General features: G+C 49.3%; 10 protein-coding genes. 7 read left to right on the forward strand and 3 right to left on the reverse strand.

The features are described 5' to 3' along the window. The first annotated feature begins 2 nt into the window (after positions 1-2). The 6 genes from BGX14_RS00265 to BGX14_RS00290 are packed head-to-tail and all read left to right on the forward strand — an operon-like array spanning position 3 to position 6556. Positions 3-1736, forward strand: a complete 1734-nt coding sequence (locus tag BGX14_RS00265; protein ID WP_095878734.1) for a V-type ATP synthase subunit A — start codon at positions 3-5, stop codon at positions 1734-1736. Beyond that, positions 1729-3027, forward strand: coding sequence for a V-type ATP synthase subunit B (locus BGX14_RS00270; protein ID WP_073303360.1), 1299 nt, complete (start codon positions 1729-1731; stop codon positions 3025-3027). The genes BGX14_RS00265 and BGX14_RS00270 overlap by 8 nt, the downstream gene beginning before the upstream one ends. A 1-nt stretch (position 3028) precedes the next feature. Further along, a complete protein-coding gene (locus tag BGX14_RS00275; protein WP_073303358.1) occupies positions 3029-3649 on the forward strand; it encodes a V-type ATP synthase subunit D in 621 nt (206 codons plus the stop codon). After that, entirely contained in the window at positions 3646-5568 is a 1923-nt protein-coding gene (locus BGX14_RS00280) for a V-type ATP synthase subunit I (RefSeq protein WP_073303356.1), read from the forward strand. Before BGX14_RS00275 ends, BGX14_RS00280 begins: the two co-directional genes overlap by 4 nt. 40 nt (positions 5569-5608) lie before the next feature. Next, complete coding sequence (locus BGX14_RS00285; RefSeq protein ID WP_073303354.1) at positions 5609-6064, forward strand: V-type ATP synthase subunit K; 456 nt, start codon at positions 5609-5611, stop codon at positions 6062-6064. An 18-nt stretch (positions 6065-6082) separates the two neighbouring features. Then, positions 6083-6556: a V-type ATP synthase subunit K gene (locus BGX14_RS00290; protein ID WP_078775807.1), complete on the forward strand. Its 474-nt coding sequence runs from the start codon at positions 6083-6085 to the stop codon at positions 6554-6556. 52 nt (positions 6557-6608) lie between these two features. On the opposite strand, the gene BGX14_RS00295 is transcribed toward BGX14_RS00290, so the two are convergent. Both BGX14_RS00295 and BGX14_RS00300 read right to left on the reverse strand, forming a co-directional pair. Beyond that, positions 6609-8372 (reverse strand): nuclease-related domain-containing DEAD/DEAH box helicase, encoded by a 1764-nt coding sequence (locus tag BGX14_RS00295; RefSeq protein ID WP_158223177.1) that lies wholly within the window; start codon positions 8370-8372, stop codon positions 6609-6611. Between the two features lie 224 nt (positions 8373-8596). After that, a complete protein-coding gene (locus BGX14_RS00300) occupies positions 8597-11344 on the reverse strand; it encodes a valine--tRNA ligase (protein ID WP_095878736.1) in 2748 nt (915 codons plus the stop codon). A gap of 476 nt (positions 11345-11820) precedes the next feature. Between BGX14_RS00300 and BGX14_RS00305 the strand changes: the two genes are divergently transcribed. After that, positions 11821-13785 (forward strand): DUF262 domain-containing protein, encoded by a 1965-nt coding sequence (locus BGX14_RS00305; protein WP_095878737.1) that lies wholly within the window; start codon positions 11821-11823, stop codon positions 13783-13785. 173 nt (positions 13786-13958) lie between these two features. Here the strand turns inward: BGX14_RS00305 and BGX14_RS00310 are convergent, their stop codons facing one another. After that, positions 13959-14477 carry a hypothetical protein gene (locus BGX14_RS00310; protein ID WP_095878738.1) on the reverse strand — a complete coding sequence of 173 codons (519 nt, stop codon included), beginning with the start codon at positions 14475-14477 and terminating at the stop codon, positions 13959-13961. Positions 14478-14493 lie beyond the last annotated feature (16 nt).

A 14493-nucleotide genomic window follows, 5' to 3' on the forward strand; every position in this document is an offset into this window, starting at 1 on the left:
CAATGGCTACTATCGGTAAAATAGTCGGTGTGAACGGAAACTTGATCCGGGTCGCATTTGATGGTGCAGTTGCCCAAAACGAAGTCGGTTTTGCAAAACTCGCTTCGGGCGTTGAATTGAAAAGCGAAGTGATTCGTATCCGCGGAGATTATGCAGAACTCCAGGTTTTTGAAGATACGACGGGCCTGAAGGCGGGCGACGAAGTCCGCTTTACGGGCGAATTGCTTTCTGTGGAGTTGGGACCGGGGCTTTTGACCCAGGTTTTTGACGGCTTGCAGAACCCCCTGCCGGAATTGGCCGAAGAATGCGGATTCTTTTTGCAGAGAGGCAAGTATCTGCCCGCGCTCCCGCGAGATGTCAAGTGGGCGTTTACGCCTGTTGCGAAAGTGGGCGACGTGGTTACGGGTGGCGATACTCTGGGAACCGTTCCCGAGGGAATTTTCAAGCATCGCATCATGGTGCCGTTCAAATGCCGCGATTCGCTCACCGTCGAAAGCATTGTTCCTGCGGGCGAGCATGTCGTAGAAGATGTCGTCGCGGTTTTGAAAGATGAAAATGGCAATTCCGTTGAAGTCAAGCTTTACCAGACCTGGCCGGTCAAGATTCCAATCAAGAATTATGCGGAACGCTTGCGCCCTTCTAAACCTCTGACGATGCAGCAGCGCATTATCGATACATTCTTCCCTGTGATGCAAGGGGGGACTTTCTGTACGCCGGGGCCTTTCGGTGCGGGCAAGACGGTTTTGCAGCAGCTGATGAGCCGCTATGCCGATGTGGATATCGTGATTTTGACGGCTTGCGGTGAACGCGCCGGTGAAGTGGTGGAGACTCTCCGCGAATTCCCGGAACTCATCGACCCGAGAACGGGAAAGAGCCTGATGGAACGCACCTTGATTATTTGCAATACGTCTTCGATGCCGGTTGCTGCTCGAGAAGCTTCCGTTTATACGGGCGTTACCCTTGCCGAATACTACCGCCAGATGGGTTTGAACGTCTTATTGCTTGCCGATTCGACTTCTCGTTGGGCACAGGCTCTCCGTGAAATGAGCGGACGTTTGGAAGAAATTCCGGGCGAAGAAGCGTTCCCGGCATATTTGGAATCGGTCATCGCTTCGTTCTACGAGCGAGGCGGCGTCGTGCGTTTGAAAGACGGCTCGACAGGTTCCGTGACCATTGGCGGTTCCGTTTCGCCTGCGGGTGGCAACTTTGAAGAGCCCGTTACTCAGGCGACCTTGAAAGTGGTCGGTGCCTTCCTCGGACTTTCCCGCGAACGTTCCGACCAGCGTCGGTTCCCGGCAATTCATCCGCTGGAATCCTGGTCCAAATATGAAGGCGTCATCGATTCGAAAAAAGTGGCGGAAGCGAGAAAGGTTCTTGCTGACGGTAACGATGTGAACCAGATGATGAAGGTCGTTGGCGAGGAAGGAACTTCCAACGACGACTTTGTCGTTTATTTGAAGTCCGAATATCTGGATTCCGTCTATTTACAGCAGGATGCTTACAACGATATCGATGCGGCGTGCTCGGCGGATCGGCAAAAATACGTGTTTGAATGTGTTTATAAAATTCTTGAAACGCCAATGTCTTTTACCGACAAGGATTCGGCCCGCGCCTTCTTCCTGAAGCTGACGCAGACGACCAAGGACTGGAACCGCGTTGCGTTTGATTCCGAAGAATTTAAGAATCTCGAAAAGCAGATTTCTGACTCTGTTGCGGAGGTAGCGAAGAATGTATAAGGTTTATCATCGCATTGAACGTATTGCTGGCAGCGTGATTACCGTCCAAGCGGACAATGTGGCGAATCAGGAATTGGCGCAGGTTACAAGCGCTCAAGGCACTTCTCTAGCTCGCGTCATCCGTATCGACAAGGATATGGTGGACTTGCAGGTCTTTGCCGGCGCCCGCGGTATTTCGACCGATTCCCAGGTGCGTTTCCTCGGCAAGCCGATGGAAATCCCGTTTAGCGAAGCTCTTCTCGGTCGCGTCTTTTCGGGCGCGGGCGTTCCAAGGGACAATGGTCCCGCGATTGAAGAAAATCCGGTGGCAATCGGCGGCCCGTCTGTAAACCCGGCGAAACGCATCATTCCGAAGACGATGGTGCGCACGGGCATTCCGATGATCGACGTTTTCAATACGTTGGTCGTATCGCAAAAGCTTCCGATTTTTTCTGTAGCTGGAGAACCTTACAACCAGCTTTTGGCGCGTATCGCTTTGCAGGCGGAAGTCGATGTCATTGTACTCGGCGGTATGGGACTGAAGCACGACGACTATCTGTATCTGAAGGATTATCTGGAACAGAACGGTGCTCTTTCCCGGACGGTGATGTTTGTGCATACGGCGAGCGACCCGATTGTGGAATGCCTGCTGGTTCCGGATGCCTCTTTGGCGGTTGCCGAACAGTTTGCGACTCGCGGCAAAAATGTCCTTGTCCTTTTGACGGATATGACCAACTTTGCCGATGCGATGAAAGAAATCGCCATTACGCAGGAGCAGATTCCTTCGAACCGTGGCTATCCTGGCGATTTGTATTCCCAGCTTGCCAGTCGGTATGAAAAGGCTGTGGACTTCGAGTCCTCGGGTTCCATTACGATTCTCGCCGTAACGACCATGCCCGGCGACGATGTGACCCATCCCGTTCCGGACAATACCGGTTATATTACGGAAGGCCAGTTCTACTTGAAGCATGGACGAATCGAACCGTTCGGCTCCCTCTCGCGCTTGAAACAGCAAGTGAACGGCAAAACCCGCAGCGACCATCGCACCATCATGAATACGATGATCCAGCTTTACGCCAGCTACAAAGAGACGCTGGAAAAACAGTCGATGGGTTTCCGCATGAGCAATTGGGACAACAAGCTGCTCAAATACGGCGAACGTTTTGAAAAAGAAATGATGGATCTTTCGGTGAATATTCCGCTGGAGCGCGCTCTCGATCTGGGTTGGGAAATTCTGGCCGATTGCTTTACTCCCGAAGAAACGGGCATTCCGTCTAAGATGATTAGCCAGTATTGGCCCAAGAAGGGGTAATATGGCGAAAGTCAAATTGACAAAAAACGCTTTGAAGATGGAGCGTGATGCGCTGAAACGCTATCAGCGATATCTGCCGACGCTTCTGCTGAAAAAACAGCAATTGCAGATGGAGATGCGCACTCTCCAGGCCAAGGTCATGGCAAAGCGGGAAGAAGAAGACTCCCTTCGAACTTCCATGGCAAGCTGGGTCGGGCTTTATGCAGAAGCGATTGAATGGGACAAGTACATTTCCGTGAAGGAAGTGCGGGAGGACGAAGGCAATATCGCCGGTGTCGAAATTCCCATTTTCAATGGTGTCGATTTTAAAGTGACCATACCGGATTTTTTCACGACACCTGCATGGCTTGACGAAGGTATTCGCTCTTTGCAAGGACTTATCGCTTTGCGCTTGGAACGCCGGGTTCTCGAAAAGCAGTATGAATTGCTTTCTGCGGAATTGCGCTCTACAAGCCAGCGAGTAAATCTCTTTGAAAAAGTGAAAATCCCGGAAACGAAAGAGAATATTCGGACCATCAATATATTCCTTTCGGATCAGCAGATTTCAGGAGTCGCCCGTTCCAAACTGGCCAAGGGAAAGGCGAATGCTAGAATCCTTACGCAAGAAGGAGCCGCCGCATGATTACTCCGATGAAAAAAGTGACGATCATCTGCTTGGATTCCGACAAGCAGGCCTCTCTCGAAAGACTTCGGGAAATGGGCATTTTGCACATCACTCCGCTAAAAAATCCTACGGGAAGCAGCCTGAACGCCGTCCGAAACGATTTGCTGCGGGTCCAGAAAGCTTTGGAATCCATTCCGGATGTCAAAAAGGCCGTTCCTTTGGAAGATTCTCTGACGGGAGAAGGCGTTGTAGAAGAGGTGCAGCGACTTCTTGAAGTACGCAAAAATGCCGAAGATGCCCATGCGGAAGCGGAAGCCAATTTGTCCCGTTACGGGGTTTTTGGCAATTTGGATCCGAAATCGGTTAAATCCTTGGAAGAACGCGGTATTTTTGTTCGGCTTTATGCGACCGCTCGTGGGATTCCTTTGGAAACGGAAGATGAAAAAGCCGTCATCTGTCCTTTTGCGGAAAATGCCGACGGCTTGTGTTACGCCGTATTGAATCAAGGAGCGGAACCTGCAAAGGTAAAAACGCCCGCAACGCGAATACCGATCCCCGCCCAGTCCGTGGAATATTATCGCCAGGAACGTTCGGGCTCTTTGGCGGAGCTGGACAAGGTGGAAAAACGCTTCCAGGAACTTTCTGCGGAAAAAGGTAAAGTCAAAAAATGCCTAGCAGAAACTACGGACGCTTATGCTTTGGAAACAGCTTCCGCCGGAATGCTCTCTTCGGAAATGCTGGCGGCGGTTCAAGGATTTTGTCCGGCTCCTCGAGTTGCTGAACTCTCTGCGGCGGCAAAAGCGGCTGGCTGGGGTTTGCGCGTAGAGGATCCGTCCGAAGAGGACAATGTGCCGACGCTGCTTTCCTACAATAAGCTTTCTCGCCCGATGCAGTTCCTTTATGATATTATCGGAATTTCTCCGGGCTATCATGAAGTGGATGTGTCCAGCGTATTCCTGTGCTTTTTCAGCATTTTCTTTGCGATGATTGTAGGTGATATGGCTTATGGCCTGCTCTTCCTCGCCATCGCTTTGATTGTGCGCAAAAAGAAACCGAATGCCAATTCCGCGGGCTTCCATTTTATCTATTTGATGAGTGGAATGACCATTTTCTGGGGACTTATTAACGCCAGTTTCCTCGGGCTTTCGCCGGAGTTGGCTTCGTGGACGCGCTATTTGGATTTGACGAATTATGCGTGGCTTCCGGAACCGCTTCAAAATGCGATGCTCTGGATTCGTACCGCTGCGCCGTCGGATCCGGCGAAATTCGCCGCCTACCATAGCTGGGTTTCTGGAATATCCTTCTTCCCGGAATCTTTTGTTCCGCTGGAAGCGGGCGAGTCCCAGATGCAGCACATCCAGTTTTTCTGCTTCTGCATTGCGGTTGTGCATCTTTCGATCGCCCACCTCTGGAATATCGCCGTTCGTATCAAACGGAAGGATTCCACGTTCCTGGCGCAGGTCGGCTGGCTGCTCTGCTGCTGGTGCATGTTCTGCTTGGCGAACAATATGGTTCTCGGTATGCAGATGCCCGGGTTCGTCATGCCGATGTTCATCGTGGCGGCGGTTCTCTTGGTTCTGTTCTCGGTTCCGCCCAGCAGACTCAAACAGGACTGGATTTCGATTCCTATGCTTGTGCTGAATATTGTGAACAGCTTTACCGATGTGATCAGTTATATTCGTCTTTTTGCTGTAGGAATGAGCGGAGCGGCCATTGCGGAAGCGTTTAATGGAATGCTTTCTCCGCTTTTCGGTTCTGCGATTGGCATTGCCGGCGCTGCTTTGATACTTCTTTTTGTCCATGGCTTGAATATTGCACTTGCCATTATGGGTGTTGCCGTTCATGCTGTGCGTCTGAATACTCTTGAATTTTCTAACGGCTTGGACTTGCAGTGGAGCGGTTATGCTTTCGCTCCCTTTTCCAAGAGCAAAAATTAACCAAGGGAACTATTCCCGTTACCAATAAGAGGATAACAAAATGGATCAACAAACAATAGTAACTCTCGCTAAGATGGGTGCAGCTGCCGCTCTGGGCATTGGTGCTATGGGCTCCGCCCTTGGTTGCGGAACTGCTGGTATGGCCGCTATTTCCGTATGGAAAAAGGCGTATGCTCAAGGTAAAGGTGCTCTCTTTACTTTGCTCGTATTTGTCGGAGCGCCGATTTCCCAGACGATTTATGGAATGCTCTTGATGAATTTCATCTTGAATGCTGCGACTGCTTCGGGCTTTACGAACTGGGGCGGATGTCTAGGTGCCGGTATTTTCGGCGGTCTCGGCTTGATGGCGAGCGCCTGGTATCAAGGAAAGTCGGCTGCGGTCGCTTGCGATGCCTTGGGCGAAACGGGCAAGGGCATGGTCAATTACCTGATGGTGCTCGGTATCGTTGAAACCGTAGCCTTGTTCGTGCTCGTGTTCTCGATGATGGTTCTTTAATCCATAAGGAGAATACTTATGGATCAGAATATGTTGATTACTTTGTCGAAACTCGGAGCTGTTGCGGCTTTAGGGCTTGCTGCGGTGGGTTCGGCATTGGGTTGCGGTACGGCGGGCATGGCTGCCATTGGAGCCTGGAAAAAGGCATATCTCAAGGGCAAAAATGCGTTGTTCACTTTGCTGATATTTGTCGGAGCTCCGATTGCGCAAACCATTTATGGGATGCTTCTGATGCTTTACATTTTGGGCAAAATTAGCCCGGAAGGTGGCACGGATCCAACAGCTTCCATGTGGGCGGCGTATTTGGGCGTCGGCATTTTTGGCGGTATTGGCATGCTGGCGTCGGCATGGTATGTCGGCAAGTCGGCGGCAAATGCCTGCAATGCTCTTGGTGAAACCGGAAAGGGTCTCGTGAATTACCTGATGGTTCTCGGCGTTGGAGAAACCGTTGCCCTGTTTGTCATGGTCTTCTCGATGATGCTCGTGTCTTAAAGAAGTTCAAAATAAAAAGGAAAGTTCTCGGTTTTTGCCGGGAACTTTTTGTTTATACAATTTTGCTGCGCTGCTTGAACACTATCAGATGCTCTTTGGCACGGGTCGCACCGACAAGGATCAAATTGGCATTGCTGTGCGGCTCCCCAGGGTTGTTTGCGGAAGGTTCCAAATCCGTCAAAATGACGACCCGCTTGTCCAAACCCTTGTAACGATAAGCAGAAACTATATTGATGGCCAAAGAATTTAGGGAATCGTGGACGTCGCTCCATTGGAACTCGTCGTTGTGGAGTTCTGCTAGGGCCGAATTAGATCGGCTGCGTAATGAAACTACTAGGATGTCCTTGGGTTCGACGGCTTTCTTTTTTAGACGGGCAATTTCTGCATATAAAAGTGCGATTTGTTCTTGAGGATCGGAATAGAGACGTACATCCACATCGTGGCCTGTCGGAGTGGTTTCATAGCAAGAGACAGAAATGCCAGTGATTTCGCGTACCCAAAGCAGAATTTTTTTTGTACTGCGGAATCCACGCTTCAGAAATATCACCGGCATGGATTCGATTTTGGTGTTGCCTAATACCGGGCGCCCTTTATAAATCGTCTGATGGGAATCGTAGAAAAAACGTACGAAGCCTTTTTGCGGTTCTTTTAGCAGCAAAAGAATCGTGTCCAGCCAAGAATTGTCAAAATCCTGCCCTTCGTCGATAATCAGTGCGTCGAAAAATCGGGATGCTTTATTTTGTTTGCGCAAAATATCCAGAGCCTGTTTAAAATAATGGGGCATTTTTGCGAAGTATTCTTTTTTCCCTTCATCATTTTGGGGTTCTTTTCGAGGAGCACCGGGAACTTTTGCTAGTCGTACATATTTGGCTGCTAGCTTGTAAAAACTGGCGGCGGTTACCTGAGATGCCGGAAATTCTCTTTTTTGAAAATTATTTTGCATTTGCTCCGCCAACAAGTCGTTATAGCAGAGAAATGCGATGCGTTTGCCTTCCTTGAAAAGGCGGGCGACTTCCCACTGAGCCATCAGGGATTTTCCAGAACCGGCGACTCCTTCGATTCGCATCCGCGGATTTCGGGTGATGGACTCCATCAGCATTTCCTGAATTTCAGTAGGGTAGATTCGCGCATTGGCCTGCATATCCCAAATTTCCGGCCAGGTCGGTTCATCAAAGCAGCCGAGAAAGGCGACCAGTTTTTGGAGATTTTCTTCGGACAGCACTGTGTTGGGGAAGGGCTTGTTGCCAAAACTCGCTTCTTTCGTTTCCAAAATTTTTGTGATTTTTCGGAGCAATAGGTTGGGGAATTTTAAGTCGGATTTGAGAATAACGCGTTTGGATTGCACCGCATTGCTGCCGATTTTTTTCAAATTTTCCATATCGCCAAAGAAAAGAGCCCATTGTACGCGTACGGAATCATAAGAAAATTGTTGATGCGAATTGTCTTTTTGGATTTGCCGGGGGAACATTTCGCAAAAATGCTGGTGTAGGGGATGAACTAGATTCAAAACTTGATCCACCGGGGAGCGTTCCATTTCGCGCTGGTTCTGTTTCCAGATAAATCCTTTTTCGGATTCCAGGCTTTCTTCCGTAGAAATCTGACCGTCTTTACATTCCACAAGGAGCATGCCGAGCTCCCGGTGATAAAGAATGCAATCGACTTCGCGTTCCATCGAAGCTCCGTTGCGAAGAGCGAAACGGAGATTTGCGTTCATCCATATATGCCAATCATTATTCAACGAGAGTAAAATATCGAAGAGTTTTTTCTCGGAACGGGATATGGAGTCTTTGGATAAATATTTGTGAATCTGCGGCATATTTTTCCTTTTTCTTGGAATATAAATTTTTAATTGTGTAAAATTTCCTTTGGAGAAAGGGCGCGCGAGTTTTTGGATTATCGCCGCCGATAAAATTTCGTCTTTAGTCAGAGTCGCCATTCGACATCGCGCTGATACTGATCTTTCAATCATGGGAAAAGTTCAATATGAAAAACACCCGAAAATCCAAGGATTTCCGGGTGCTTGAATGAAAGGTCTGACGTTTATTTCAATTCGGCCAGTGCCTTCTCGTTTTTGGCAATGATGTCTTGCTGTGTGGCGAGTTTTGTGCGTTCGGCGTTCACCACGGCTTCCGGCGCACCGTTCACAAACTTCTCGTTGGAAAGCTTGCGTTCGATGCTGGCTGCGAAGGATTTCGCTTTTTCGATTTCCTTTTCCAAGCGGGCGATTTCTGCCGCAGGGTCGAGGATGCCTTCCAACGGGATGTAGAGTTCGCCACCGGGAACGACGGCGGATGCGCTGAATTTCGGCTTTTCCGCTTTCACCGCGACGGTAATGCTGTCGATGCCGCCCAGTTCAGTAATGATGGCGATGCAAGCGTTTACGGATTTTTCCGTTGTCGCGTCATCCACACTGATGACGGCTTTCAATTTGGTTGCCGGCGAAACGCTGTAGCGGCCACGAACGCCACGGACGGCTTCCACTACGGCAAAGGCCTGGTCAAATGACGCTTCAATACTCTTGTCGATAAGGGTTTCATCAGCGGTGGGCCAGGAGCGGCTAATGACCCATTCGGAACCTTGGAACAGGATTCCGTTCAGTTCTTCCGTAATGAAGGGCATCACCGGATGGAGAAGGTCCAGCACATTTTTCAGCACATAGCTGAGAATGGCCATAGCGTTTTTCTTTTCGGCAGTGAGGGTTTCGCTGTTGATGACGGCCTTCTTGATTTCCAGGTAGCTGGAGCAAACGTCGTCCCACACGAAACGGTAGAGGAACCCGGTCAGTTCGGCGAAGCGGTATTCTTCCAGCATCCGGGTGGCGTCCTTGATGGTCGTCTGCAAGCGGGAAAGAATCCAGCGGTCTTCCAAGGCGAACAAGGCGGAATCCATGGGGAGTTCGGAAGCGAGGGCCCCTGCCTGTTCCAAATGGGGATAGAGGAAGCGGCAGGCGTTCCACAGCTTGTTGCTGAAGTTTCGACCGATTTCAAATTTTTCGGAAGTGTTGATTTCCGTTCCGTCTTCCTGCTTTTCCTTTTTCACGGGCAGACGCACGTCCTGGTTGTCGGTGCAAAGGCTTGCCATCACGAAGCGGAGTGCATCGGTACCATACTTGCGTTCGATGTCCATGGGATCCACGCCGTTGCCTTTGGACTTGCTCATGGTCTGTCCGTTGCCATCCAGAATTTTCGGATGGATATAGACGGTGTGGAAGGGGACAGTGCCCATATTTTCCTGGCTGAACAGCACCATGCGGGCTACCCACAGGGTGATGATGTCACGGCTGGTGACGAGGACGCTGGTGGGGTAGTAGCGCTTCAGGGTTTCGGTTTCTTCGGGCCAGCCCATGGTGGAGTGGGGCCAGAGTCCGCTGGAGAACCAGGTGTCCAGAACGTCTTCTTCCTGTTTCAGGCGGCGTCCCGGAATGGCATCTTCCTTCAGGTTTTCCTCTTGGGAGCAAACCAGGTAGCCGCCGTTTTCCGCCTTGTAAAAATAGATGTCTTTCCGGTCGCCAAAGGCTGCCTTCAATTCTTCTTCGGTGGCATCCGTGTGCCAAATGGGAATGCGGTGCCCCCACCAGAGCTGACGGCTGATGCACCAGTCCCGCTTTTCGCCAAGCCAGTCCAAATACTTGTTGGCGTAACGTTCCGGTAGAATTTTGATTTCACCGGACTTCACCGCGTTCATGGCGTTTTCGGCGAGAACGTCCATTTTCACGAACCACTGGTCGCTAAGGTAGGGTTCAATCACCGTCTTGCTGCGGTCGGAATGTCCCACTTGCATTTCGTGGTCTTCCACTTTGATAAGCAGTCCCAGTTCTTCCAGGCCGGCAACCACGGCATCGCGAGCAGCCTGACCTTTTAATCCTTGGAACTTGCCGGCGTTTTCGTTCAGGGTGCCGTCGTCGTTCATGATGTTAATCATGGGAAGCTTGTGGCGAAGTCCTGTGGCGTAGTCGTTGGGGTCGTGTGCCGGAGTCACCTTTACGGAGCCGGTTCCAAAGTCCTTGTCCACGAGAATTGCGTCTGCAATGACCGGAATTTCCCGATTCACAAAGGGGACTTTCAGAGTTTTGCCGATGAACTTGGCGTAGCGTTCGTCCGTGGGGTGGACGGCAAGAGCGGTGTCGCCCATGATGGTTTCCGGGCGCGTGGTGGAAACAGGGATAAATCCCGAACCGTCTGCCAGAGGATACTTGAAAGTCCAGAAATGGCCTTTCACTGTTTCGTAATAGATTTCGTCGTCCGCGACAGCGGTCTGGAGTTTGGTGTCCCAGTTCACCAGGCGCTTGCCCCGATAAATCAGACCTTTCTTAAACAAATTGAAAAACGCGTGACGCACGGCCTTGGCGCACACCGGATCCAGAGTAAAACGCTGGCGGCTCCAGTCGCAACTCACACCGAGGCTCTTAAGCTGCTTGGTGATGCGGGCTTCGTATTCGTCTTTCCATTTCCAGATGCGTTCCACCAGAGCTTCGCGACCGATGTCGTGGCGGGTCTTGTGTTCGTCCTGAAACAGGCGTTTTTCCACAACGGCTTGGGTGGCGATGCCAGCGTGGTCGGTGCCGGGAATCCACAAAGTGTCCCGACCGGTCTTACGGCGATAGCGGACCAGAATATCTTGCAAGGTGTCGTTCAGGGCATGTCCCAGATGCAGGGCGCCGGTTACATTCGGAGGCGGAATGACGACAGAGAATGGCTCGCCCTTTCCACTCGGTGCAAAACTGTTTTTTTCTGCCCAGGCCTTGTGCCAGCGGGCTTCAACTTCAGAAGAATTATAACGAGATTCCATAGTGGGAAGAAATTTAGTAATCTGGATGTTGTTTGGATTGCGGACAAAAAAGAAAAGAGGACTTTTATGAAATATAAGAGTCTCTCTGTCTGCAACAGGAGTCGTGCTGATTTTTGCATCATCCCGCGATTTGGGAGCATCGCTTTGGGCTTTACGTCGCTCAATGTTCCGTTTTCAAGTTAGAGCCTTCAAAAATCGCATGTTATCTTATGCTGCCATGGTTATAGAATAGTGCAAAAGAAATTAAAAAATGTTTTTCGTACAAAGCGGGAAGCTCGCCAATTTATAGTCCCATGGGGATTGCTAAAAAGCGGAATCCTTGATTCTTGAAGTATTCCTGCGGGAGGCCTTGGAACAGTAACTTTATACAAATAGCTTTTTATTTTTGTTTGCATTTTTCGATGGAGCGTTGTATATTTAACATCGTCTCAAATATTGAACTTCAGCTTGGGCGAATCGATAGGAGTGTAGAAAAAATGGCAGATACATCTATTAGCGTTAACAAACTTTCTGTAAAGGCTTTTCTTGAAACCGGTAAGGAAAAACAATTTCTCATACCGGATTATCAGCGTCCTTATGATTGGACCTCTGACGAAGTGGATACCTTGTTTAACGATGTTTGGAATTTTGCAAAAACCCGTGGAGGCTCGACTCGAGAAGGCTCATATTTCCTTGGTTGTGTAGTATCTTACATAAAGGATGGTAAACAGGAAATCATCGACGGTCAGCAGCGTATAACTTCTCTTACGTTGCTTCTTCGTGCGATTTATACCAAGTTGCTTGACTCGAACGATAAAAAGGCGGCTAATTTTAAGAGCCAAATTGAGCCAACTCTCTGGTTGATTGACAAATTGGAAGGGGACATAAATTTCGATGCGATTTTGCTGGAGTCCAAGGTTATTAGCGACAAGGACAGGGAATCTCTTCATACGATTCTGCGAACAGGAAGAGCTCCGGACGGGGCGACCGACAACTATTCCCAAAACTATAATCAGTTTGTGAATTTGTATGAAAAATCCTCTAAGGATGACGCCCTTCAAATATACGACTTCATCTACGCCTTGCTGAATCAGGTTGTCGTGATGCCTATAACGGCAGATACCCAGGAGACCGCTCTCACCATCTTTACGACGTTGAACGATCGAGGCCGCCCATTATCGGATGCGGATATTTTCAAGGCTCAAATTTACAATCGCTTACCCGATGCGGAACGGAAGGACGCCTTCATTAAATCTTGGAAGGAACTTTCCAAGGATGCAGAAGAGGCGGGGGAGAGCATTCAACGCCTATTCTACTACTACATGTTTTATTTGCGGGCATTGGAATCCGATGTGGATACAACCATTCCGGGTGTTCGCCGGTATTATTTGGAAGAAAAGAAAGACAGGCTCCACCAGCAAGACTTGATGGAAAATCTGAAAGCCATTTTAGGCTTGTTCCAAGTTGTCAATTCTCAAGTAGCCATCGAGGGCGAGGCTTGGAGTTCCAATGTGGACGTGCTCCAGGCTTTAGACATCTTGTCGTCTTATCCTAATGAATTTTGGAAATATCCGGTGGTAATTTACTACCTCACCTATCGTGGTGCCGATAACTTTACCGCGAAGTTCTTGCTGTTTATCCGAAAGATGATTGTGGAACTTTTGCCGAAGTACTTGGAAACCCATACCATTAACTCGGTCAAAACGGGTATTCTGAAACTGAATGCGGCAGTCATCGACAGTGATAAGCCGACGATTGATTTTAATGTGTTTTCCAATGAAGACCTCCGCAAACTGTCCAAAACTCCCCATAGCAATGCGGTGCGGATGTTGCTGAAGCTTCTTGCCTATGACGAGCAGGATGAACTTCTGCCTGCTAATTGGGAAATCGAGCATATCCTTCCACAGAAATGGCAGAATGGTTATTTCCCGAATAATTCGGACGAAGAAGTGAAGGAAAAAATTGAACATCTCGGCAACAAGATTCCTTTTGAAAAGAAGCTGAACATTGTGGCGGGAAACAACTATTTCATGAAGAAACGGGAGTGCTACAAGAAATCTGAAGTGGCCATAACCAAGGCCATTGGTGAAAATGATTCCTTGATGGTATGGAACCTTGATTCCATCGTTGAACGGGACGTTTCCATCGCTGAACGCGTTGTGGCGATTCTTGAAGGTTGGCGTAGAGATTATGAAGCCGGTGTCGTTTTGGCGCAGCCGGCTGTAACAGAGGAACAGCTGAAAAATTTGAAGCGCCTAAAAGAAAGTGGTATCGACATTTCCGATTTGATGAAGAAGCTTGGTGTTGACGACGCCGCTTTATTGCAATGTGATACGACCGACGAGGATTTGACAAAGGAGGAATTGGAACATCTAAAGGAACGCGGAATTGATGTTGCGGACCTTTTTGAATTTTACGATGATGAAGAAATGGAAGATGAAATTGATGAATTGAATGCGTGAACATTTTCAGAAAGGCAACAAAGCGCGCGAGGAGTCAGGCGAGTATCTGCCGGAGCGGGGCAGTATCGGCTGATTTCTTCGTTACCTAAACGTCAATCGTAAAAATCTCTTTAAACACAAAATCCCGAAAGTGATAAGAACTTCCGGGATTTTTTTGAATTTCCGAATTTCTTTTAGGGCTTTTCGATGCCGGTGAAGATTTCTGTTAAATAGGCGGCTTCGTTTTTGCTGAAAGCGAGATTGTGGACGAAAATGCCGCCGAGATTCAGTTGGATTTCTCCCGTTGGCGTCGTCGTGACCGTCGCATTTGTCGTGATGGGGAGTTCGTGCGTTTCCGTTCCGACGGTGAAGTTCAAAGTCAGGGTCGAACCGTTGAGAGTCCAGGTTCCGATATCTTCGGCTCCGAGAATGCCGTTTCCGTCATTCTGGATTTTCGGATCGGTGGAGTATTTGATTTCGAACTCGCCCGATTTTTCAAAGGTAAGGGTTGTCGGATTCGAGAGCTGTCTGTAGATGGCTCCTTCCGGGGTGTAGAACGCGTTCATATTCCAGATTGCGCTTTCCAGACATTTTTCCGAGACGCCCGCTTCACATTCTTCGGCAAGGGACTTGTCGCTGCTGCTGCTCGAAGAGCAGGCGGAGAAGAGAAAAGCCGACAGGGTGATTGCAGATAAAATTAAACGTTTTTTCATGGATTCCTCGCATTGT

This window comes from Fibrobacter sp. UWS1, assembly GCF_002300445.1.
Classification (GTDB): domain Bacteria; phylum Fibrobacterota; class Fibrobacteria; order Fibrobacterales; family Fibrobacteraceae; genus Hallerella; species Hallerella intestinalis.

Bases quoted from the DNA above. Each gene is read 5' to 3' on its own strand.
- BGX14_RS00265 (WP_095878734.1), top strand. From the start codon at position 3: ATGGCTACTATCGGTAAAATAGTCGGTGTGAACGGAAACTTGATCCGG.
- BGX14_RS00270 (WP_073303360.1), top strand. From the start codon at position 1,729: ATGTATAAGGTTTATCATCGCATTGAACGTATTGCTGGCAGCGTGATT.
- BGX14_RS00275 (WP_073303358.1), top strand. From the start codon at position 3,029: ATGGCGAAAGTCAAATTGACAAAAAACGCTTTGAAGATGGAGCGTGAT.
- BGX14_RS00280 (WP_073303356.1), top strand. From the start codon at position 3,646: ATGATTACTCCGATGAAAAAAGTGACGATCATCTGCTTGGATTCCGAC.
- BGX14_RS00285 (WP_073303354.1), top strand. From the start codon at position 5,609: ATGGATCAACAAACAATAGTAACTCTCGCTAAGATGGGTGCAGCTGCC.
- BGX14_RS00290 (WP_078775807.1), top strand. From the start codon at position 6,083: ATGGATCAGAATATGTTGATTACTTTGTCGAAACTCGGAGCTGTTGCG.
- BGX14_RS00295 (WP_158223177.1), bottom strand. From the start codon at position 8,372: ATGCCGCAGATTCACAAATATTTATCCAAAGACTCCATATCCCGTTCC.
- BGX14_RS00300 (WP_095878736.1), bottom strand. From the start codon at position 11,344: ATGGAATCTCGTTATAATTCTTCTGAAGTTGAAGCCCGCTGGCACAAG.
- BGX14_RS00305 (WP_095878737.1), top strand. From the start codon at position 11,821: ATGGCAGATACATCTATTAGCGTTAACAAACTTTCTGTAAAGGCTTTT.
- BGX14_RS00310 (WP_095878738.1), bottom strand. From the start codon at position 14,477: ATGAAAAAACGTTTAATTTTATCTGCAATCACCCTGTCGGCTTTTCTC.